The organism is Tsukamurella sp. 1534 (assembly GCF_000312385.1).
GTDB lineage: Bacteria > Actinomycetota > Actinomycetes > Mycobacteriales > Mycobacteriaceae > Tsukamurella.
The window spans coordinates 918,838-939,005 of the sequence record NZ_HE997626.1 but is presented as its reverse complement, the minus strand read 5'-3'; the positions used below and the strand labels follow the sequence as shown (position 1 = coordinate 939,005).

Annotated in this window: 17 protein-coding genes; 13 read left to right on the top strand and 4 right to left on the bottom strand. The window is 71.5% G+C overall.

Going from position 1 to position 20,168, the window contains the following annotated elements; all coding sequences use genetic code 11:
* Positions 1 to 11 precede the first annotated feature (11 nt).
* Together BN39_RS04750 and BN39_RS04745 are read left to right on the top strand one after the other, a co-directional pair.
* Positions 12 to 1,058, top strand: a complete 1,047-nt coding sequence (locus BN39_RS04750; protein WP_019201216.1) for an NAD(P)/FAD-dependent oxidoreductase — start codon at positions 12 to 14, stop codon at positions 1,056 to 1,058.
* Entirely contained in the window at positions 1,055 to 1,942 is an 888-nt protein-coding gene (locus tag BN39_RS04745) for an RNA polymerase sigma-70 factor (protein WP_371190615.1), read from the top strand. Before BN39_RS04750 ends, BN39_RS04745 begins: the two co-directional genes overlap by 4 nt.
* Before the next feature lie 370 nt (positions 1,943 to 2,312).
* On the opposite strand, the gene BN39_RS04740 is transcribed toward BN39_RS04745, so the two are convergent.
* Positions 2,313 to 3,056, bottom strand: coding sequence for a bifunctional 2-polyprenyl-6-hydroxyphenol methylase/3-demethylubiquinol 3-O-methyltransferase UbiG (locus BN39_RS04740; RefSeq protein WP_040766587.1), 744 nt, complete (start codon positions 3,054 to 3,056; stop codon positions 2,313 to 2,315).
* A gap of 34 nt (positions 3,057 to 3,090) precedes the next feature.
* Between BN39_RS04740 and BN39_RS04735 the strand changes: the two genes are divergently transcribed.
* From BN39_RS04735 to BN39_RS04710, 6 genes are all read left to right on the top strand, one after another.
* Entirely contained in the window at positions 3,091 to 4,245 is a 1,155-nt protein-coding gene (locus BN39_RS04735) for a glycosyltransferase family 4 protein (protein WP_019201213.1), read from the top strand.
* Positions 4,246 to 4,330: 85 nt separating this feature from the next.
* Positions 4,331 to 4,534, top strand: a complete 204-nt coding sequence (locus BN39_RS04730) for a hypothetical protein (protein ID WP_019201212.1) — start codon at positions 4,331 to 4,333, stop codon at positions 4,532 to 4,534.
* 4 nt (positions 4,535 to 4,538) lie between these two features.
* Positions 4,539 to 6,209 (top strand): FAD-dependent oxidoreductase, encoded by a 1,671-nt coding sequence (locus BN39_RS04725; protein ID WP_019201211.1) that lies wholly within the window; start codon positions 4,539 to 4,541, stop codon positions 6,207 to 6,209.
* The gene (locus BN39_RS04720) at positions 6,206 to 7,672 is read left to right on the top strand and encodes an ATP-binding protein (protein ID WP_019201210.1); all 1,467 of its coding nucleotides are present in this window, start codon (positions 6,206 to 6,208) and stop codon (positions 7,670 to 7,672) included. Before BN39_RS04725 ends, BN39_RS04720 begins: the two co-directional genes overlap by 4 nt.
* A gap of 35 nt (positions 7,673 to 7,707) precedes the next feature.
* The gene (locus BN39_RS04715; protein WP_019201209.1) at positions 7,708 to 8,793 is read left to right on the top strand and encodes an S-(hydroxymethyl)mycothiol dehydrogenase; all 1,086 of its coding nucleotides are present in this window, start codon (positions 7,708 to 7,710) and stop codon (positions 8,791 to 8,793) included.
* Positions 8,790 to 9,416: an MBL fold metallo-hydrolase gene (locus BN39_RS04710; protein WP_019201208.1), complete on the top strand. Its 627-nt coding sequence runs from the start codon at positions 8,790 to 8,792 to the stop codon at positions 9,414 to 9,416. The genes BN39_RS04715 and BN39_RS04710 overlap by 4 nt, the downstream gene beginning before the upstream one ends.
* Before the next feature lie 27 nt (positions 9,417 to 9,443).
* Here BN39_RS04710 and BN39_RS04705 read toward each other — a convergent pair whose 3' ends face one another.
* A complete protein-coding gene (locus BN39_RS04705) occupies positions 9,444 to 10,859 on the bottom strand; it encodes a condensation domain-containing protein (protein ID WP_019201207.1) in 1,416 nt (471 codons plus the stop codon).
* A 192-nt stretch (positions 10,860 to 11,051) separates the two neighbouring features.
* On the opposite strand from BN39_RS04705, the gene BN39_RS04700 reads away from it, so the two are divergent.
* The 3 genes from BN39_RS04700 (at position 11,052) to BN39_RS04690 (ending at position 14,551) form a co-directional block, all read left to right on the top strand.
* A complete protein-coding gene (locus BN39_RS04700; RefSeq protein WP_148281413.1) occupies positions 11,052 to 11,756 on the top strand; it encodes a hypothetical protein in 705 nt (234 codons plus the stop codon).
* A gap of 105 nt (positions 11,757 to 11,861) precedes the next feature.
* Positions 11,862 to 13,835 carry a DUF222 domain-containing protein gene (locus BN39_RS04695; protein WP_019201205.1) on the top strand — a complete coding sequence of 658 codons (1,974 nt, stop codon included), beginning with the start codon at positions 11,862 to 11,864 and terminating at the stop codon, positions 13,833 to 13,835.
* 38 nt (positions 13,836 to 13,873) lie between these two features.
* Positions 13,874 to 14,551 carry a hypothetical protein gene (locus BN39_RS04690; RefSeq protein WP_148281412.1) on the top strand — a complete coding sequence of 226 codons (678 nt, stop codon included), beginning with the start codon at positions 13,874 to 13,876 and terminating at the stop codon, positions 14,549 to 14,551.
* A gap of 17 nt (positions 14,552 to 14,568) precedes the next feature.
* Here BN39_RS04690 and BN39_RS04685 read toward each other — a convergent pair whose 3' ends face one another.
* On the bottom strand, positions 14,569 to 16,257 hold the full coding sequence (locus BN39_RS04685) for a hypothetical protein (RefSeq protein WP_040765873.1): 1,689 nt from the start codon (positions 16,255 to 16,257) through the stop codon (positions 14,569 to 14,571).
* Positions 16,258 to 16,731: 474 nt separating this feature from the next.
* Between BN39_RS04685 and BN39_RS23825 the strand changes: the two genes are divergently transcribed.
* Complete coding sequence (locus BN39_RS23825; protein WP_019201201.1) at positions 16,732 to 17,496, top strand: hypothetical protein; 765 nt, start codon at positions 16,732 to 16,734, stop codon at positions 17,494 to 17,496.
* On the opposite strand, the gene BN39_RS04675 is transcribed toward BN39_RS23825, so the two are convergent.
* Positions 17,417 to 18,760 carry a DUF3068 domain-containing protein gene (locus tag BN39_RS04675; protein WP_019201200.1) on the bottom strand — a complete coding sequence of 448 codons (1,344 nt, stop codon included), beginning with the start codon at positions 18,758 to 18,760 and terminating at the stop codon, positions 17,417 to 17,419. The two genes, BN39_RS23825 and BN39_RS04675, sit on opposite strands and share 80 nt — an antisense overlap.
* A 154-nt stretch (positions 18,761 to 18,914) precedes the next feature.
* Here BN39_RS04675 and BN39_RS04670 point away from each other — a divergent pair, with 154 nt between their 5' ends.
* A complete protein-coding gene (locus BN39_RS04670) occupies positions 18,915 to 20,165 on the top strand; it encodes an acyltransferase (protein ID WP_051158824.1) in 1,251 nt (416 codons plus the stop codon).
* The last annotated feature ends 3 nt before the right edge of the window (positions 20,166 to 20,168 follow it).

The following is a 20,168-nucleotide window of genomic DNA, read 5'->3' as shown; positions in this document are numbered from 1 at the left end:
AGGAGGCAGACATGTCGATCGTCGTCATCGGCGCGGGCTACGCGGGCACCGTCGCCGCGAACCGGCTCGCCAAGAAGGCGCCGGGAGCGCGGATCACCGTGGTCAACCCGCGCGCGGAGTTCGTCGAGCGGGTGCGGTTGCACGAGCACCTCGCGGGCAGCGGCGGCGCCGTGACGCCGCTGACGGAGATGCTGAATCCGCGGATCCGGCTCGTGGTGGGCACGGTGGACAAGATCGGCGACGGCTCCCTCCTGCTCGCCGACGGCACGACGCTGCCGTTCGAGCACCTGGTGTACGCCGCGGGCGGGGCGGTCACCGCCCCGTCGGGCACCTTCGCGGTGGGCGGGCTCGAATCCGCGGAACGGGCCCGCGCGGCGCTGGCGGACCTGCCCGACGGTGCCCGGGTCACCGTCGTCGGGGGCGGCCTGACCGGCATCGAGACCGCCGCCGAGGTCGCGGAATCGCATCCGGGGCTGCGGGTCCGGTTGCTCAGTGAGGGCGAGGTGGGTGCGTCGCTGGGGGAGGGCGCCCGCGGCCGGGTGCACCGGGAGCTGGCGCGGCTGGGTGTGGCCGTCGAGCGGGGCCGGTTCGACGGTGCCGTCGGCGACGCGGATCTCGTGCTGTGGGCGATCGCGACCCAGGTGAGCGACCTGGGTGCGCGCAGCGGCCTGGCGGTGGACGCCGACGGGCGCGTTCTCGTGGACGAGTACCTGCGCAGCGTCAGCGATCCCCGGGTGCTCGCGGTGGGAGACGGTGCCGCGGTCCCCGGCGCCAGGTTGTCCTGCCAGACGGCGCTGCCGCAGGGCGCGCACGGCGCGGACAACTTGGCCCGCATTCTGGAAGGCGCTGCGCCGAAACGGTACTCGATGGGGTACACGGGGCAGAACGTGTCCATAGGCCGTCGTTCCGCGGTGATCCAAGTGGCCCGCCGCGACGATTCGCCGACCCGGATCTGGTTCGCGGGCCGTCCGGCCGCCGCGCTCAAGGAACAGGTGTGCCGGCTGGCCCGCGGCGCCGCGCGCACCGCGACGTTCGCCTGGCTCCCCGCGCCCCGGTGACCGCCGTGCCCGAGCCGCCCACGCCCGCAGAGCTGTTCACCGACCATCGGCCGCTGCTGTTCTCGGTGGCGTACGAGATCCTGGGCAGCGTCGCGGACACCGAGGACGTGCTGCAGGAGAGCTACCTGCGGTGGTGCGAGGTGGACCTCGGCGGGGTGGACAGCCCGCGCGCCTACCTCGCCAGGATCGTGACCCGGCAGGCGCTCAACGCGTTGCGGAGCAGTTCGCGGCGTCGTGAGGAGTACGTGGGTCCGTGGCTGCCGGAGCCGCTCGAGGCACCGTCGGCCGACGCACCGGCCGAGCACGTGCTGACCGGAGAGGCGGTCACCACGGCGATGCTGCTCGTGCTGGAGTCCCTCTCGCCCACGGAGCGGGCGGTGTTCGTGCTCCGTGAGGTCTTCGACTTCGGCTACCCCGAGATCGCGGAGGCGGTGGGCAAGAGCGAGGCGACGGTGCGGCAGACGCTGCACCGCGCCCGCGGGCACGTGCGGGCGCGTCGGCCGCGGACCGTCGTCGATCCCGAGGACGCGCGGGGCGCGGCCGAACGGTTCCTGGTGGCGGCGGCGACGGGCGACGTGCAGACGCTCATGGACCTGCTGGCGCCCGATGTGGTGTACCTCGGCGACGGTGGCGGCGTGGTGTCGGCAGCGCGCCGGCCCGTGGTGGGCGCGGACCGGGTGGCGCGGATGATGGTCGGCCTGCTGCGCAAGTCGGCGGACCTGGGGGAGATGGGCGTCCGGTTCGGCGTGTTCAACGGCATGCCGTCGATGGTGGTGAGCTTCGACGGCACCGTCGACGACGTGATCAGCTTCGAGGTGGCCGGCGGCCGCGTGACGGCCGTGTACGCGGTGCGCAACCCGGAGAAGCTCCTGCATCTGGCGTAGTCCGCTCCCGCAGGTACGAGAACGTTCCCTGCACGTAGTGCAAAAGATCGGGTGTTTGACCTCCGGCGATGATTGCGGGCGTCCGCTGTGCGCCGAATGCTTGCGGTAAGCACTTGCGACTGTTCGGCGCGTAACGCGCGTTCTGCGCTGTGGTGGAAGAAGGGCGGCGTCGGCCGCGGCTCGATTAGAATGAGCTGATTCATCGGATGTGTCATCGGGAAGTCGTAGCCCGACTGGAAGAGTCGGCGGCCACGGACTCCGATCCCGCTACCGACTCGAGCCGCGGTGAGGGCGGATCGTCGGCGGCGTGATCGGGTGAAGCGGCAGGGGTCCTCCGCACCGCCCCCCATGAGGCGGAGGGCCCCTGTCGTCACGCCTTCCGGAACACCAGGACCAGGTTCGACACCAGCAGTTCGCGCACCGCGGGTACGCGCACCAACCACCACGCCCACGACGGGTGGTAGCGCGGGAACGCGGCGACGAGCTCGGCATCCTGGACGGTGCCCGCCCAGCGCAGGCCGTCCGCGGCGCCGACCTTGAACAGTGACGTGCCGTACAGGTTCTTGGGCGGGTGCCCGTGCCTTCTGGTGTACATCCGCGCGGCGCGCGCGCCGCCCAGGTAGTGGGTGAGGCCCATCTCGTGGCCCCCGAACGGGCCGTACCAGAGCGTGTAGCTGAGGATCACCATCCCGCCCGGCCGGGTGACCCGCAGCATCTCCTCGCCCATCGACCGCCAGTCCCGGACGTGTTCGGCGACGTTCGACGACAGGCAGACGTCGACGGCACCGTCGGCGATGGGGAGCGCGAGGCCCGAACCCCGGACGCCCCGCGTCGACGTGATGCCCGCGGCGTGCGCCTCGGAGGGGTCGGGCTCGACGGGCACGTACACCGCGCCGTGCTCGGCGAAGGCGTCCTCGAAGTAGCCGGGGCCGCCGCCCACGTCGAGGACGAGCGCGCCGTGGAGCGGCTCCCAGAACAGGTCGTCCGTCAGCTCGACGGTGTCCCGGGCGAGCGCGCCGTAGAACCGCTCCGGCGCGGACTGCTCGAACCGGAAATCGGACAGCAGCGAGACCGACCGGCGCAGGGTGGCGCGTCGGGCGAACTGCGAGGTCACGGGGTCCACGCCACCGGACGGTACCCTAGAGCGCGTGCGTGAAGTCCTCCTGCTCTGTTGGCGAGACACCCGCCACCCGCAGGGCGGCGGCAGTGAGCTGTACCTCGAGCGCGTCGGCCAGGAGCTGGCGCGCCGCGGCGTGCGGGTCACGCTGCGCACCGCGCACTACCCCGGGGCCGCCCGTGCCGAGGTGCGCGACGGGGTGCGGATCTCCCGCGGTGGCGGCCGGTTCACCGTGTACCCGCTGGCGCTGCTCGCGATCGTGCTCGCCCGGTTCGGCCGCGGCCCGCTGCGCGGTATCCGGCCCGACGCGGTGATCGACACGCAGAACGGCATCCCCTTCTTCGCGCGGCTCGTGAGCGGCGTGCCCGTGACCGTCCTGGTGCACCACTGCCACCGCGAGCAGTGGCCCGTGGCCGGCCGGCTCGTGGCGCGCGTGGGCTGGTTCATCGAATCGCGGCTGTCGCCGTGGCTGCACCGGGATTCGCAGTACCTCACCGTCTCGCTGCCGTCCGCTGAGGAGCTGGCGCTGCTCGGGGTGGAGCAGGAGCGGGTCGCCGTGGTGCGCAACGGAATCGACCCGGTGCTCGCCGTCGCCGAGCCCCGGTCCGCCGAGCCGCGCATGGTGGTGTTGTCGCGGTTGGTGCCGCACAAGCAGATCGAGGACGCGCTGGACGTGCTCGCCCGGCTGCGGCGCCGGGTGCCCGGCCTGCATCTCGACGTGGTCGGCAGCGGCTGGTGGGACGAGGAGCTGTACGCGCACGCCGCCCGCCTCGGCGTCCTCGACGCCGTGACCTTCCACGGCCACGTCACCGAAACCCGTAAGCATCAGGTTCTCTCGCGCGCCTGGGTGCACGTGATGCCGTCCCGCAAGGAGGGCTGGGGCATCACCGTGATCGAGGCCGCGCAGCACGGGGTGCCCACCGTGGGGTACGTATCGTCCCGCGGGCTCACGGACTCCGTGGTCGACGGTGCCACGGGCCTCCTGGTGCGCGACCTGGCCGGGATGACGGAGGCCGTCGCAGGGCTGCTGGGCGACGACCTGCTGCGGCGCGAGCTGGGGGAGAAGGCCCGCGAGCGCGCCGCCGATTTCTCCTGGGGCGCCACCGCCGACGGTGTCGGCCGGGTCCTGGAGGCCTCGGTCGCCGGCCGCCGCCTCGGCGGCCTGGTCTCGGCCGCCCGCTACTGATATCCCCGCTCGCCCCGCGAATCCCCGCCGCGGACGGAGATTCCTGCCGCGCGCGAGGCGGCGGAACGAGATCGATGCGCCGATCGTGACGCGGACGGTGCACAGCCCCGCGGGCGACCGGCTGATCCGGGTCGCGCTGCCGCGCGAGCACGAGCACGGGTGGGTCACGTGGTGGTCGGTGGAAGGCGGACCGTCGGGCACCGTCACCTACCCCGCCGCGGGGCCGGACTCCCTGGGCTCCCTGCAGCGCGCGCTCGCCGACGCGGAGCGCGCCGCCGCCGTAATCTGAGGGCGTGGCAGAAACCCCCGGGCGCCCCGCGATCCTCACCGTCGACGACGATCCCAGCGTGTCCCGTTCCGTGGCGCGCGACCTGCGGCGCCGGTACGGCTCCGAGTACCGCATCGTGCGCGCGGAGAGCGGGACCGCGGCGCTGGAGACGCTGCGCGAGCTGAAGCTCCGCGGCGAGCAGGTGGCGGTGCTGCTCGCCGACTACCGGATGCCCGAGATGAGCGGCCTCGAGTTCCTGGAGTCCGCGATGGACCTGTACCCGTCGGCGCGGCGGCTTCTGTTCACCGCGTACGCGGACACGGGCGCGGCGATCGAGGCGATCAACGTGGTGGACCTCGACTACTACCTGCTCAAGCCGTGGGATCCGCCGGAGGAGAAGCTCTACCCCGTGCTCGACGGGCAGCTGGAGGCGTGGGCGTGCACCGACCACCGGCCGATCACGGAGCTCAAGGTGGTGGGGCACCGCTGGTCGGCCCGCTCCTCGGAGGTGCGCGAGTTCCTCGCTCGTAATCAGGTCCCGTATCGCTGGTTCTCCTCGGAATCGCCGGAGGGACGACGACTCCTGTCCGCCGCCGGCGTCGACGGCCGGAACCTGCCGCTCGTCGTGGCCGGCGACGGCGACGCGTTGTGCGCACCGTCGGACGTGGAACTGGCGCAACGCGTCGGGATGTCCACGGCACCGTCGGAGGAGTTCTACGACCTGGTCGTGGTGGGCGGCGGGCCCGCCGGTCTCGGGGCCGCCGTGTACGGCGCCTCGGAGGGCCTGCGGACGGTGCTCGTGGAGCGGCACTCCACGGGCGGCCAGGCCGGGCAGAGCTCGCGGATCGAGAACTACCTGGGATTCCCCGACGGGGTCTCCGGCACCCAGCTCACCGACCGCGCGCGGCGGCAGGCGGGGAAGTTCGGGGCCGAGGTGATCACCACTTCCGACGTGGTGGAGCTCGATGTGGTCGGCTCCGGGCGCACCGTGCGGTTCGCCGACGGGACGTCCGTGGGCGCGCACACCGTGATCCTCGCGACCGGTGTGGCCTACCGGCAGCTGGACGCCCCGGGCCTGGATCGGCTGACCGGCGCCGGGGTCTACTACGGCTCCGCGCTCACCGAGGCGCCGAACTGCGCGGACCTCGACGTCTACATCGTGGGCGGCGCCAACTCCGCCGGGCAGGCGGCGGTGTACCTCGCCAGGGGCGCCCGCTCCGTGACGCTGCTCGTGCGTGGGGAATCGCTCGAGGCGTCCATGTCGTACTACCTGATCCAGCAGCTCGCGCAGATCGACAACGTGCACGTGCGCGCGCGGACCGAGGTGGTCGAGGCGCACGGCGGCGACCACCTGGAGAAGCTGACGCTCCGTGACCGCGGCACCGGCGAGGAGGAGACCGTTCCCGCCGATTACCTGTTCGTGTTCATCGGCGCGGCGCCCCGTACGGACTGGCTCGACGGGGTCGTCGTCCGGGACGCCCACGGGTTCGTCGTGACCGGGCCCGACCTCGACGGTGCGCCGCGCCGGGAATGGCCACTGGACCGTCCGCCGTTCCACCTGGAGTCGAGCGTCCCCGGTGTGTTCGTGGCCGGCGACGTGCGGTCCGAGTCCGCGAAACGCGTGGCCTCGGCCGTGGGAGAAGGAGCGATGGCCGTGATGTTCGTGCACCGGTACCTGGCGGGGCTGGACTCGTGACCGCCCCGCACGACTGCCTCAAGGACGAGCTGCGCACGCTCTTCCTGTTCGAGAAGCTGTCCGACGAGCAGTTGGAGTGGCTGTGCGAGCGCGGCCGGATCGAGGAGTACCCGGCCGGGGTCGTGTACCGGCAGGAGGACCCGGCCGAATCGCTGTTCGTACTGCTCGACGGGACCGTCGCGCTCTCGCAGCGGGTGGGCGACGCGGACGTCGAGACCAATCGCACGGATCACCGCGGCGTGTACGCCGGGGCGTGGCGGAGCTTCCTCGGCGAGGGCGTGGGCGCCACCTACAACTCGTCCATGCGCGCCGTCACCGACTGCCGGTTCTACGTGCTGCCGTCGGCGGACTTCGCGGAGCTCATGCAGACCTGGTTCCCCATGGCGGTGCACCTGCTGGAGGGCGTGTTCTACGGCGGGAAGCGCACGCAGCGGATGATCGGCGAGCGGGAGCGGCTGCTGGCCCTCGGCTCGCTCTCCGCCGGGCTTACGCACGAGCTCAACAACCCCGCCGGGGCGGCCGTCCGGGCCACCTCCGAGCTGCGCACCCGGGTGGGCGGCATGCGGCACAAGCTCGCGAAGATCGCTGCCGGCGCGTGGCACCACGACCTGCTGGTGCAGCTCATGGACCTGCAGGAGGACGCCGTCGACTCGGTGGCGAAGGCCCCGTCGCTGACCCCGCTGGAGGCCTCCGATCGCGAGGACGAGATCGCCGACTGGCTCGACGACAACGACGTGGACGGCGGCTACGAGCTGGCGCCCGCCTTCGTCGCGGCCGGGCTCGACGTGGACTGGTTCGAGGCGGTGCTGGCCCGCGTCGGCGCCGAGATGCTGCCCAAGGCGATGGCGTGGCTCTACTACACGGTGGAGACGGAGCTGCTGCTCAACGAGATCAGCGACTCCACCACGCGGATCTCCGCGCTCGTCTCCGCGGCCAAGCAGTACTCGCAGATGGATCGGGCCCCGTTCCAGACCCTCGACGTGCACGAGCTGCTCGGCAGCACGCTGGTGATGCTCAGCCAGAAGCTGGGCGACGTGACGGTCGTCAAGGAGTACGACGGGGCGCTGCCCCCGATCCGCGGGTTCGGGGCGGAGCTCAACCAGGTGTGGACCAACCTGCTCGACAACGCGCTCGGCGCCATGACCTCCGGCGGGGTCGCGTCCGGCACGCTCACGCTGCGCACCTCGCACGACGGGGAGTTCGTGCTCGTCGAGGTGGGTGACACCGGGCCCGGCATCCCCGACGGTGTCGTGGACCGGATCTTCGAGCCCTTCTTCACCACCAAGCCGGTCGGCGAGGGCACCGGCCTGGGGTTGGACATCTCCTGGCGCATCGTGGTCAACAAGCACCACGGCGACCTCTCGGTGAAGTCCGAACCGGGCGCCACGTGGTTCCGCGTGAAACTGCCCGTCGCGGGGCCCGCCCGTGAAGACGAGTCCGACGAACAGGCCGGCCCCGTGTGATAGACCGGTGGCACAACCGAGACGAGGAGTAGGTCATGCCGCAGGTCGTTCGAGGAGTCGTCGCGCGCGCGAAGGGTGAGCCGGTCGCGGTGGTGCCCATCGTGATTCCGGATCCGGGGCCGGGCGAGGTGGTCGTCGAGGTGCAGGCGTGCGGCGTGTGTCACACGGACCTGCACTACCGCGAGGGCGGCATCAACGACGAGTTCCCCTTCCTCCTCGGGCACGAGGCCGCGGGCGTCGTGGAGAGCGTCGGTGAGGGCGTGGACCACGTGCAGCCGGGCGATTTCGTGATCCTCAACTGGCGCGCGGTGTGCGGCTCGTGCCGTGCCTGCAAGCGGGGCAGGCCGCAGTACTGCTTCGACACCTTCAACGCGACGCAGAAGATGGCCCTGGAGGACGGCACCGAGCTGTCGCCGGCGCTCGGGATCGGCGCCTTCGCGGAGAAGACGCTGGTGCACCAGGGCCAGTGCACCAAGGTCGATCCCGATGCGGACCCCGCCGTCGTGGGTCTCCTGGGCTGCGGCGTCATGGCGGGCCTCGGCGCCGCGGTGAACACCGGCGGCGTCTCCCGCGGCGACACCGTGGCGGTGATCGGCTGCGGCGGCGTGGGCGATGCGGCGATCGCGGGCGCGCGGCTCGTGGGCGCGCGCACCATCATCGCCGTCGACCGTGACCCGAAGAAGCTGGAGTGGGCGCGCGATCTGGGCGCCACGCACACCGTGAACGCCGCGGAAACCGATGCGGTGGAAGCCATCCAGGAACTCACCGACGAGTTCGGTGCCGATGTGGTGATCGACGCCGTCGGCCGGCCCGAGACGTGGAAGCAGGCGTTCTACGCCCGGGACCTCGCGGGCACGGTGGTGCTCGTGGGTGTCCCGACGCCGGACATGACGCTGGACATGCCGCTCATCGACTTCTTCTCGCGCGGCGGCTCGCTGAAATCGTCGTGGTACGGGGACTGCCTGCCGGAGCGCGACTTCCCGCAGCTCGTCGACCTGTACCGGCAGGGACGGCTGCCGCTGGAGAAGTTCGTCACCGAGCGGATCGGACTCGACGAGGTGGAATCCGCGTTCGACACGATGCACCGCGGCGAGGTGCTGCGATCGGTGGTCGTCCTGTGAGCGTGCGGGTGGAGCGGGTCGTCACCTCCGGGCAGTTCACCCTGGACGGCGGCTCCTGGGACGTCGACAACAACGTCTGGATCGTGGGCGACGACACCGAGGTGATCGTCGTGGACGCCGCGCATTCCGCCGGCCCCATCGTGGATGCGGTCGACGGGCGGAAGGTCCGCGGGATCGTGTGCACGCACGGCCACAACGACCACGTGACCGTCGCGCCGGAGCTGTCGGCGCAGCTCGACGCGCCCATCCTGCTGCACCCCGGCGACGACGTGCTGTGGGAGATGACGCATCCGGGGGTGGCGCACGAGGACCTGTCCGACGGTGCGCGGATCCCGGTGGCGGGAACGGAGATCCAGGTCATCCACGCGCCGGGGCACTCACCGGGGTCGGTGTGCCTGTACCTCCCCGAGGCGGGGGAACTGTTCAGCGGCGACACGCTGTTCGCGGGCGGACCGGGCGCGACCGGACGCTCCTACAGCGACTTCTCCGTGATCATCGAGTCGATCCGGGACCGGCTGTTCGCCCTGCCTCCGGAGACGCGGGTGAACACCGGGCACGGCGACGGCACCACGCTGGGGACGGAGTCCCCGCATCTGGAGGAGTGGATCCGCCGGGGGCACTGAGGATCCCGGCTGTGCCCGGTCGTTCCGTCAGACGGACGTGAGCGCGGTGGTCCGCTGGGCGACCTCGAGGATGTTCTCGCGCAGCGCACGGAACACGGTGTCGACCGCCTCCGCGGCCTCCGGGGTATCGGGGTGCATCGCGTTGAAGTCCAGGCCGGACTCGTCGCGGTTGATCCACATGAACACCTCGCGTGACGGCGTGGCGTTCGCGAACACCGAGAAGTCGTGCTGCTTGGCCAGTTCCGCCCCGGGCACGCGGGTGACGTCGATGTAGGACAGCATCGGCGAGGCGAAGCCGTGCTCCACGTCGAAGGCGGGATCGTCGGCGAGCAGGTCGATCACGGGGAACACGGGGGTGCGGTCCAGCTGCCGGGCCACCGAGACGGCCTCGTGCGCGTTGCGCGCCACATCGTCGAAATCGCCTCGCGCGCAGAACTGTACGGGTACCAGCGTGACGTACCAGCCCACCGCCATCGCGTCGCCCGCGGCGGAGCGGTCGGCGCGGGGAATGAGCATGGTGAACAGCTCGTCGCCGGTGAGCGCGTGGTGCACCTGGCCGAGTACCGCGAGCAGGGCGCTGCTCATGTTCGCGCCCGCGCGCTTGGCCGCGGTGCCGAACCAGGCGGTGAGCTCCGGGTCGACGAACGAGGAGTGGACGGCGATCCTGCCCGGGGCGGACTCCCCGTCGGCCAGGCCGAGCGGGAGCGGGAAGCGCGGCATGCCGCCGGCGCGGACGATGGTGTCGCGCCACTGCTGCACGTCGGGATGCGTGGGAGTGAGCGTCGCCGCGAGCGTGCGCTGCTCCGCCGCGAACTCGCGGTACGGGCGGACCGGCGCCGGCGTGTACTCGGTGCCGGCCCGCACCGCGGTGTAGCGGGAGAGCAACTCGAAGAAGCTCACGGCCTGCGAGACCCCGTCGGTGTAGAGGTGGTCGGAGACGACGACCACCTCGAACTGCGGGTCCTGCGCGCCGTGGTGCGCGTGCTCGACGCCGGTGACGGCGAACGCGAACGCCGCCCAGTCCTCGAGCGGCGGAACCGTCGCCATGAGGTGGTCCTTGACGGTGGTGCCCGGATGCCCGGCGGAGGTCGCGGTCACTTCCATGCGGATCTGGTCGGGGCGCAGGGTACGGCCCGCAGGGCAGAGGTCCGCGGAAACGGGGAACGCCGTGTGGAAGATGCCGTGGGCGCGCACGAATTCGGCGAATACCCTGCCCATGGCGTCGGCGTCGAATACATCGTGAACCGTGAATGTGGTGAACACCAGGCGCCGGACGGACGCTTCACCGTCGATGCCGCTGCGCAGGTGGTCGGCCTGGATGAAGGAGGTCTCGACGCCCTGGTCAGGGGCTTTCGTCATCGCCTCCCGCGTCGTGGCGTCGGGAGCCCAGACCATCCAGTCGCCGGCGGGGCACTGCCATTGCTCCGAGAATCCCGAAATCATGGCGACAATGCTCTCGAAGTTAATAGATTAGCAAAAGGTGTGGGCGGGGTGAGAAATTCGACAATTCTTCGGGTGGTGATTTCCGCTCGGATCTGTATCATGTCCGTCGCTAATTAGTCGTCAGCACAATAAGGGTTGATGAGACTGTGTGATTGCGAAGCCGATCGGGTCTGTGCTGCCTAGGATGTCGGCGTGCGCAGAGTCGTGATCGGCCGGAGGTCCAGTCGCTGGTGGTGGGTGTGGGCCGCCGCTCTCGTGTTCCTCGCCGTCGGCAACGTGGTCGACGAGCAGTGGTCGATGCTCCTGCTGTGGCCGGCGCTCGCGTGTGTCGGTGGCATGGAATACGGACGCTCGTTGCGCGAGCGTGACGCGCTCATGATGGCCGGGATCGTGATCGCGACGGTGGCCGTCGTGTTCGGTCTCGTCCGGCAGGATTGGCCGACGGTGAGCGTCGGCGCCCTTCTGGCCGTGGGGCTCGCGGTGTTCCAGCCCGTGATCCGGCACGCCGTTCCGACGTGTCGGGTCCGCACCGAGGAGCTCGTGGGGCGGACCGTCGCCGACGTGTGGCGCCTGCTCGGTTTCGCGGACCGTCGACAGCCCCGGGCGCTCGCCGAGCCTGTACTCATCGGGCTGCCCAAGGGGGAACAGGACCTCGGGGACGCGACGCTGATCGTGACCGCGGTCGCGGTGTCCGTGACTTCGCAGGTGGGCGACGAGGTGAAGGGGGCCGTGATCACGCTGGGCGTCGCGGATTCCGACGATCCGGCCATCCCGCAGGGCGACAGCAGGGTCACCGCCGATCTGACCAAGAGTGAGATGCAGGATCGCCTGGTCGCTGAGGTCGGCGGTGGACCCGCGGACATCCGGCCCGAGCGCTTTCCGGGGTCGGCCGCTTAGGCTCGGTCGCGGCGTTTCGTGGGGGACGGAACGCTCTGTGGGGGAGAAGGATCCCGTTCGTGTTTGAGGTAGCAATACCGTCGCGATCGGAGTAGGCTCGAATGTATGAGCCAGGCAGATGATGCATTCGAACACGGGAGGGCGGTCCGTCGGCCGCTGCCTCCCGAGTTCGGGGACGTCGCAGGCCTCGACGCCGGCGCCCTGCTGGCCGACCTGCGCTCGGTGCTCGTGGAGGCGAACCGATTGGAGGCCCGCAAGAACGCAGTGCTCTCCCAACTGTTCGCGGTCCGGGACGATGCGCGACGGTGCCGGGCGGAGTCCGATCGTCGGTTCGTCGGGGATTGGGATGAGTTGGTCGCCGAGGTGGGGGCGGTGTTGCAGGTCGGGCGGGGCGGCGCCTCGGCGGCGGTGCATCGTGGTCTGGATCTGCGGGAGCGGTTGCCCCGTGTGTTCGCGGTCTGCGCCACCGGGATCGTGACGAACCAGCAGCTGTACGCGGTGCTGCGGTATGCGTCGGCGATCATCGACGACCGCGTGCTCCACGAGTTCGACGTCCGCATGGCCGCCTGGCTCTCCGGCACTCTCGCCGACCCCGATGTCGCCGTCACCGCCTCGGCGGTGGAGGAGGCCGCGAAGCAGATTCTGGTGCGGATCGACATCGACGCCGTGCCGCAGGTTCCGGAGAAGAAGCCGCGGTTCGGGATCGACATGCACGCACGGGCGGACGGCACCGTCGACGTCGAAGCGATCATCCCGAAGGCCGACGGGATCCGGTTCGCCGCCCTGCTCGCCGACATGCTGAAGACCACGTGCCGGAAGGATCCGCGGACGCTCGCGGAGCGGCAGGTCGCCGCGCATGCGGCGTTGATCGAGGGCTACGAGACTCTCGGCTGCCAGTGTTCCGACGATGCCTGCCGGTTCAAGGAACGCCGACCCCGCGCGGCGGCCGTGGCATCGGAAGTGAAAGCCCTGGCGCTGATCCTCCTCAACGAATCCGACCTCCGCACAACGGAACCCGCCGCATCCGAACCCCAGCCCGCCACCACTGCTGCGGTCGACGACGCGATCACCCTGTTCGACGAACCACCCGCCGCCGAAGACACCACGAGCGATGCGGAAGTCACGAACGACGCGGACAACGCAGACGGCGAGGGCGACGTATCCGGAACAACCGGGGGCATCGTCTCCAGCGACTCGGATGCATCTCCCGCGGCATCTCCGCCGGACTCGCCCGCAACGTCCGCGACATCTCCTTCCGACTCTCCCGCGGCGCATGAATCTCGCGGATCGACCGGTCCCGGGCTGCCTCCTGAGCCGGCATCATCGGACTCGTCGGGTGGGGCGTATGTGGTGTGCGACGAACTCGGCATCTCCGGGCCGGTCACCGCGGAGCAGGCGAACGATCTGATCGCCGACTGCGACACCACCATCCGGGCCTTCGGCAAACGGAATCCGGAGACCGGTGAAGTTCATCTCGCCGGGGCGTCCGGGTACACGCCGACGCAGTATCAACTTTTGATCATGCGGCTGACGTACCCGACGTGTGTGTTCCCCGGCTGCAGCGTGCCCTCCACCCGTTGCCAGGCCGATCACGTCGCCGAATACGACCACCGCGCCCCCGCACGCGGCGGCAAAACAACAGTCGCCGGGAAACACGGCCCCGGAAACCTGGTACCACTCTGCGGATTCCACCACCGCATCAAAACCGAAACCGGATGGCTGTCGGATCTGCTCGAGGACGGCACCGTCGAATGGCACCACCCCGCCGGCGGCATCTGGCTCACCCCACCCGGCGCCGCCCACGACATCCTCCCCGGACTCGGAAAACTCATCTGGGACACCCCTGCCCGCACCGAGACGGAAGAGGAGCCCCAGCCGCAGACCTTCGACACCCACGCCGAACTCCGCGCCCAACAACGCCGTGACGAACGGACCAAGAATCGCCGCATCCGAATTGAGAAGGTCAAGAAGCGCGCCGAAGAACGACTCCGCAAAGAACTCGAACGCCAACGCAAGCAGGCCGAGGAGCAGGGCGTCGAGTTCGTCCCTAACACCGACCCCGAACCCCCGCCGTTCTGAGTCTGGCTCGCCCGAGGTTCACTCTTTACAATCGCAGAATGACCAGAGTGGTGATGGGGCCCGGCGTCAGCCGGTGGTGGTATTTCTACGTGGTCGTCTTCGGGGTCTACGGTGCCTCGGCGATCGCCGACGCGGACGCACCGAGGGCGGTGCTGATGTTCGGCGGGCTCGTCGGTGCCGCGACCCAGGCCGTCCGATCGCTGCGGTGGATGTGGATCTGCTGGTGCGTCGCCGTCGGCGCGATGGTGGTGGCGGCGGTGATCGGGTACGCCCGGCACGAGCTGTTCTGGGCGATTCTCTCCACGGCCTTCGCGGTGCTGTGCCTCGCTCTATGGCCGTGGATCTCCCGGGAGGTGCCGACCAATCGGTTCCGAACGGAGGAACTCGTCGGTAGGACGGTGGCCGACGCGCGCCGACTGGTCGGCTTCACGAAGGGGAGGCAGCCCGGTGGGCTGGTGGAGCCCGTGCGGATCGCCGTGCCCGACGGTCCCGTGGACACCGCCGACGACTCCGGCCTCATCGTCACCGCGGTCTCCGTCGACCCGGCATCCGACACGATCCACTTCGGCGTCGCGCCCAAGGATGCCGCGCCAGACCTTTCCAGGCAGGGGCGCGCCGAACTCCAGCGCGCCCTGATCGACCGAGTCGGCGGATTCCCAGCCGACCTGCGTCCCCTCCGTTTCCCCGCGCCGGCCGCGGTGCCGAGCACCGCATGACCGGAAACGCGTGCTGATCAGGACTGCCGCGGCGTTCGGCGCTGCGCCGCGCCCGCCACAGCGGCACCGCCGAGGAGCGTGGCGAGCCACACCACGTGCGCGGCCCAGGCGCCCCCGCGCTCCGTGGAGGACGGCCCCGGCGGTGAGGTCACCGGCCCCGGCACCTCGTAGAGTCGCAGGTCAGGGGTGTCGACGGTGAGCGAGAGCCCCGGGAGGGGCACCGACGGGAAGCCGGGCTCCCCGTCGATGACGACCGCCTCGACGAGCACCCAGCGCACCCCGAGGCCCGCCAAACGGCCCGCCAGCCGGTCGCCGCCCTCGGCGAGAGCCTCCTCGGCATCCGACGCCGCCCCCGGCACCCGGTCGATCGACGCGCCGCCCACCCTCAGCTCGCCCGTCTGCAGGACCGGGGCACGCAGCATCCGCGGCGCCGGATCCAGCACGGGCGCCGGCGGGCCGTACTCGAACGAGCGGAACATGCCGGGCGGCAACACCGCCACCGCGCCCCGGTCCGCCGGGACCGCGTCCGCCACCGCTCGCCACGACGCGGGATACGTGGCCGGGGCGAGGGAACCGCCCACGCCCCAGGCCATTCCGGGCAGTACCGCGACGGGCAGGGCCACCGCCACCACCGCGCCCGCGGTCCGCGCGGCAGCGGGCACCGCAGAGACGACGGCGGCCGCGCACACCGAGTACAGCGGCACAGCGAGCGCCACCCACTTCTGCCCGTCCCGCAGCAGGCCGCTGCCCGGCACCGACTGCACCACGACCTCCATGAGCGCGCGGCCCGGCACCGTCGCCGCGAGCGCGGGCAGGACCACGGCCGCGAGTGCCAGCAGGGCCACCCGCCCCAGCGGCGCCGTCGTCAGCACCCGCCGCAGCAGCCACAGTCCGCCGGCCACCACCGCGAGGAGGAAGACGGTCCAGGCCCAGGGCGCACCGTCGGGCACCGCATGCCGGTTCCAGATGCCCCCGAGACCCAGGAGCGATCCCAGCGTGCCGAGCCCGGGCTCCGCGCGGGCGGCGAACACCGCGACGCTCGCCGGATCGGCGCGCACACCGTCGCCGGACACCAGCGACGGGTACAGCCACGGCGCCGAGGCGCACACGAACAGGACGATCAGCCACGCCCACCGGCGCGGCGCCGCCACCAGGCCCGCGACCAGCGCGAACACCGCGCCCGTCGGGGTGAGGCCGCCCGCGGCGAGGCACGCCGCGAACCCGCCGAGCTGCGCCCGACCCTGCAGCCGCAGGCCGGCGACCACGATCCAGCCGATCGCCGCATACCCCGCCAGCAGGCTCCAGTGCCCCTGCAGGAGTCGTTCCGCGACGAACGGGTTCCACAGTCCCACCGTCGCCGCCGCCAGCGCCGCGCCCGGACCCGCCGGACGGCCGACGGCCTCGAGCACCGCGAGCGCGCACCGGCCGAACCCCCAGCCCGCGGCCACCAGCGAGACGAACAGCAGCGCCGTCACCAGCACGCCGCCGTCCACCACCTGCGAACCGAGGGCCAGCAGCCAGTCCTGCGGCGTGGCGCGCGCGGCGTTCCCGCCGAGCCCCAGCGCGGCGTCGGTGACGAAGGAGCGGGGCGTCGAGACGGCGTCGCGCAACAGCAGGTACCGGCCGGACACCGCGAGCGGCCCGAGGATCACGAAGGCCAGCACAGCTGACCAGCCGGCCAGGGCCGGATCGAGCGCTCGCCTCATCGGGGCCAGCCTACTGACAGAATGGGCGGGTGAGCGGTTTGGCACTGGTGACGGTCGGCTCGATGCTGGCGAACCTGTGTTCCTACCTGGTGCACCTCCCCGCCAGCCGGTGGCTCGGGCCCGCCTCGTACGGCGAGTTCGCGGCGCTGCTGCAGCTCTCCCTCATCCTCGCGGTCCCGGCGCTGGCCCTGCAGACGGTGGTCGCCCGCCAGGTGGTCCGCGGCGCCGGCGCGGCCCAGATGCGCCGCCTGGGCCTGCGGATCGCGCTCGGCAGCGCGGTGCTCGCCGCGATCGCGGTGCCCGCCGCCGCGGCCGGCCTGCACAGCCACGTGAGCACCGCGGCCGCCGCCCTCGCCGCCGCCCCGGNGCTCGTGCTGCTCGCCGTCGAGCAGGGCCTCCTCCAGGGCGCCCGACGGTTCCGCCGTCTCGCGCTGCTGCTCGGCATCGCCGGCGTGGCCAAAACTGGCCTTCACCGTGCCCGGCCTGCTGCTGGGCCCGGGCCCCGCGCTCCTCGGCACCACCGTCGGCGCGCTGGTCGCCGCGGGCATCGGGCGTGCGCTCGCCGGCACGCCCGGCGGACACGACGCCGAGGCCGACGCCGGCGTGCGCGCGGTGCTGGGCGCCAGCTCGGTGCAGCTGGTGCTCGTCGTCTTCCAATCCCTCGACCTGCTGCTGTCGAGGCCCGTGCTGGGCGCCGCCGCGGCCGGCACCTACGCCCTCGGGGCCGTCGCCGCGAAGGTCGCGTTCTGGCTGCCGCAGGCCGTGGGCGTCGTCTTCTTCCCGCAGCTCGCGAGCCCCGACCACTCCCGGCGGGCGCTGCGCACCGTCGTTCTCCTGCTGACCGGTCTGGGCCTGGCGTGCGTGGCGGGCGCCGCCCTCTGCGCCCCGCTCGCGACGCTGCTGGCGGGCGAGGAGTACCGGCCCGTCCAGGCGTGGCTATGGCTGTTCGCGGCGCAGGGCGCCCTGCTGGCGCTGCTGCAGGGGCTGCTGCTCTACGCGATCGCCACCGAGCGCACCCGGATGGCCGTGTTCGCGTGGGGCGTCGTCGCGGTCGAGGCCGCGGTACTGCTGACCGTGCCGGACACGGCCGGAGAAATGATCACCGCCGCGGCGCTGTGTGCGGCCGCGGCGGTGATGGTGATCGGTGTGGTGACGTCCGTCAGCGCTGGTCGCGCTGGTCGCGATCCCGGAAGTCGATCGCCTCGGTCTGCGAATCGTCGGGCCGCGGCTGAGCGCTGAAGGCCTCGGTCGCGGGCTCGTCCTCACCGGACTCCGTCGGGACGGTCGGCGCATCGTCGAGCGAGCCCTCCGCCGCGTCCGACTTCCGCTTGCCCCGGCCGAAACCGGGCCCGGCCGGCACCGCGCCGCGGCTGACCAGCAGGGCGAAGACGCCCAGGCCCAGCGCGATGAGGCCCAGCAAGCCGCCCGCGATCGGGACCACGTACTTGGCGACGGCGATCTTGTTCTGCTGCGACTTCGCGTCCTCGGCCTGCGATCGGACCGTCGCGTCGTCCCACTTCTGCTGCGCGTCGAAGACGTTCAGGCGGAAGTCCCGGACCGCGCGCGGCGTGTTCGGCGCCACCTGGCCCGGCAGGCGGAACTCCTGGGAGAAGTGCTGCGACTGGTCGACGATGATGCCGCTCTTCGGGTCGACGTACAGGTCCACGTCGGTCTTGGCCCAGCGGTTCAGCGTGATGTCGTCCTTGGGGTCGACGTCGTCGATGCCCCACCAGCCGGCGGTCTTGGTCAGCACGGTGCCCAGCGTGGGGTCGTTGCCGTCGCGGATGGTCGACAGGTCGACCCAGTCGCGCTTACCGCGGAAGTGCAGCGTGTTGGTCCCGCTGACCTCCTTCTCCTCCACGAACTCCAGCGGCATGTTGCTGCGGGTGATCAGGTCGAAGAACTCGTACTTCCCCTCCTTCTCGGTGCCGGCGGGGAACCGGTACTGCAGGCCCTTGCGGTCGCCCAGCTTCACGGCCGGGGCGCTCTCGCCGGGCGAGAAGGTCGCCTCGGAGGTCTTGCCGTTGGGGGCGCCGCTCTCGCGGTCCAGCGAGACGCGGTCCACCCACGCCTGCACCAGGCCGTCGTCGCAGGGGCGCTCGTTCTTGTTGGCGCCGGTCAGCTCCGGATGCCGCGGGTCGCCCTTGGTCTTGATGGACGGGACCACCATCGACGTGCCGGACTGCACCGTCATCGAGGACTTGTCCGACGGCGCGGTGACCAGGGTGCGGGACTGCGTGGTCACCGCGACCTCGTTCACCTGCGCGCGGGGCTTGTTGAACGAGCACAGGTCCAGCTGCTTCGCCGGGAACTCTGCGTCGGCGTCCGAATCCGCGGGCTTGGCGGACTTGGCGATCGTCGTGACGTCCAGGTCGAGCGGGATCGTCTTGAGCTTGTCCGCCACGTAGATCGGACTCGCGATCGCAGAGGTGATCAGCAGGGCGCCCAGGAAGATCAGGATCGGACCGATAACGCGTGCCAGCCGGCTACGGCCTACCGCCATCGAAGTGTCTCCTCACGGTCTTGCGGAACGCATGCGGGGTCGCAAGCGCCGACGGGGCACATGGTCGCGTGCTCCCTTACAAGTACCCGAGCCTAACAGGGGCGGACGACGTGACCGGGCTCGCGCGCGGGCGCACCGGTAGATTGCGAGCAGCATGAGCACAGCCGAGACCAGCCGTTTTGACACTGCAACACCCGCGGGTGCTGCCGGCTTCGTGCCTGCTCTGGAGGGTATGCGGGCGTGCGCCGCGGTCGCGGTGATGCTCACCCACACCGCCTTTCAGACCGGTCAGGTGGGTGATTCGGTCCTCGGACGCGTGTGGGGCCGTTTCGATATGGCGGTTGCGGTTTTCTTCGGCCTGTCCGGCTTCCTGCTCTGGCGGGCGCACGCCCGGGCGGCCTGGACGGGCACACCGCGGCCCGACTCCGGCCGCTACTACCGCTCCCGGATCGTGCGGATCATGCCCGCGTACCTCGTGGTGGTGATCGTGGCGCTGGCGCTCATGCCGCGGTCCGAACCGCCCTCCGGCTCCACCTGGCTCGCGAACCTCACGCTGACGCAGGTGTTCGTGCCGCACTCACTCACCGTCGGTCTCACGCAGATGTGGAGCCTGTCGGTGGAGATGCTGTTCTACCTCGTCATGCCGATCGCCGCCCTCGCGCTGGTGCGGCTGCGCGGCGCCCGCGCCCGGTGGCGGGTGCCCACGGTGCTGCTGGTGGCCGCCGCGTCGCTGAGCTGGGCGTGGGCCGGGTCCACGATCGCGCTGCCCGAGGGCGTGAACTACCAGAACTGGCTGCCGTCCTACGTGCCGTGGTTCGTGGCCGGGATCGTGCTCGCCGAGATCGTTTTCGCCCCGGCCTCCCGGTATTCGACGGTGCGCCGCCTCGCGCGGCGGCGGATCTGCTGGCCCGCCGCGATCGTCGTGTTCGCGATGATCGCCACCCCGCTGGGCGGCCCCGTCACCCTGGACTCGCCCGCGCACTGGCAGTTCGCGGTGCGGATGGGGCTGGGCGGCGTCCTCGGCTTCCTCCTGCTGGCCCCGTTGGTCCTGGCCCCGGCCGGCGGGCCCGGCTCCCGGTTCCTGGGGTCCGGCCCGATGCAGGCCCTGGGCCGCTGGTCCTACGGCATCTTCATCTGGCACCTCGTGGTGCTCGCCGCGGTCTTCCCGCTGTTCGCGATCGTGCCGTTCCACGGGCGGATGGCCACCGTCACCGTGTTGACGTTCGTGTTCTCCGCGGCCGTGTCCGCGCTCAGCTACGCCTGGGTGGAGGAACCGGCCAGGCGGTGGCTCGCGCGCCGGGAGGCCCGACGGTCCGCCGTGGCCGCGCAGACCGACCCCGCGCGCGCAGCGTCCGCGGAGCAGGACGCCGAGGACATCGCCGAGGAGGCCGCGGCGGCGCCGTAGCGG

What these genes read in the sequence shown, in the direction of transcription:
- BN39_RS04750 (WP_019201216.1), top strand. Translation starts at nt 12, where the DNA reads ATGTCGATCGTCGTCATCGGCGCGGGCTACGCGGGCACCGTCGCCGCG.
- BN39_RS04715 (WP_019201209.1), top strand. Translation starts at nt 7,708, where the DNA reads ATGCCGCAGGTCGTTCGAGGAGTCGTCGCGCGCGCGAAGGGTGAGCCG.
- BN39_RS04705 (WP_019201207.1), bottom strand. Translation starts at nt 10,859, where the DNA reads ATGATTTCGGGATTCTCGGAGCAATGGCAGTGCCCCGCCGGCGACTGG.
- BN39_RS04695 (WP_019201205.1), top strand. Translation starts at nt 11,862, where the DNA reads ATGAGCCAGGCAGATGATGCATTCGAACACGGGAGGGCGGTCCGTCGG.
- BN39_RS04690 (WP_148281412.1), top strand. Translation starts at nt 13,874, where the DNA reads ATGACCAGAGTGGTGATGGGGCCCGGCGTCAGCCGGTGGTGGTATTTC.
- BN39_RS04685 (WP_040765873.1), bottom strand. Translation starts at nt 16,257, where the DNA reads ATGAGGCGAGCGCTCGATCCGGCCCTGGCCGGCTGGTCAGCTGTGCTG.
- BN39_RS04675 (WP_019201200.1), bottom strand. Translation starts at nt 18,760, where the DNA reads ATGGCGGTAGGCCGTAGCCGGCTGGCACGCGTTATCGGTCCGATCCTG.
- BN39_RS04670 (WP_051158824.1), top strand. Translation starts at nt 18,915, where the DNA reads ATGAGCACAGCCGAGACCAGCCGTTTTGACACTGCAACACCCGCGGGT.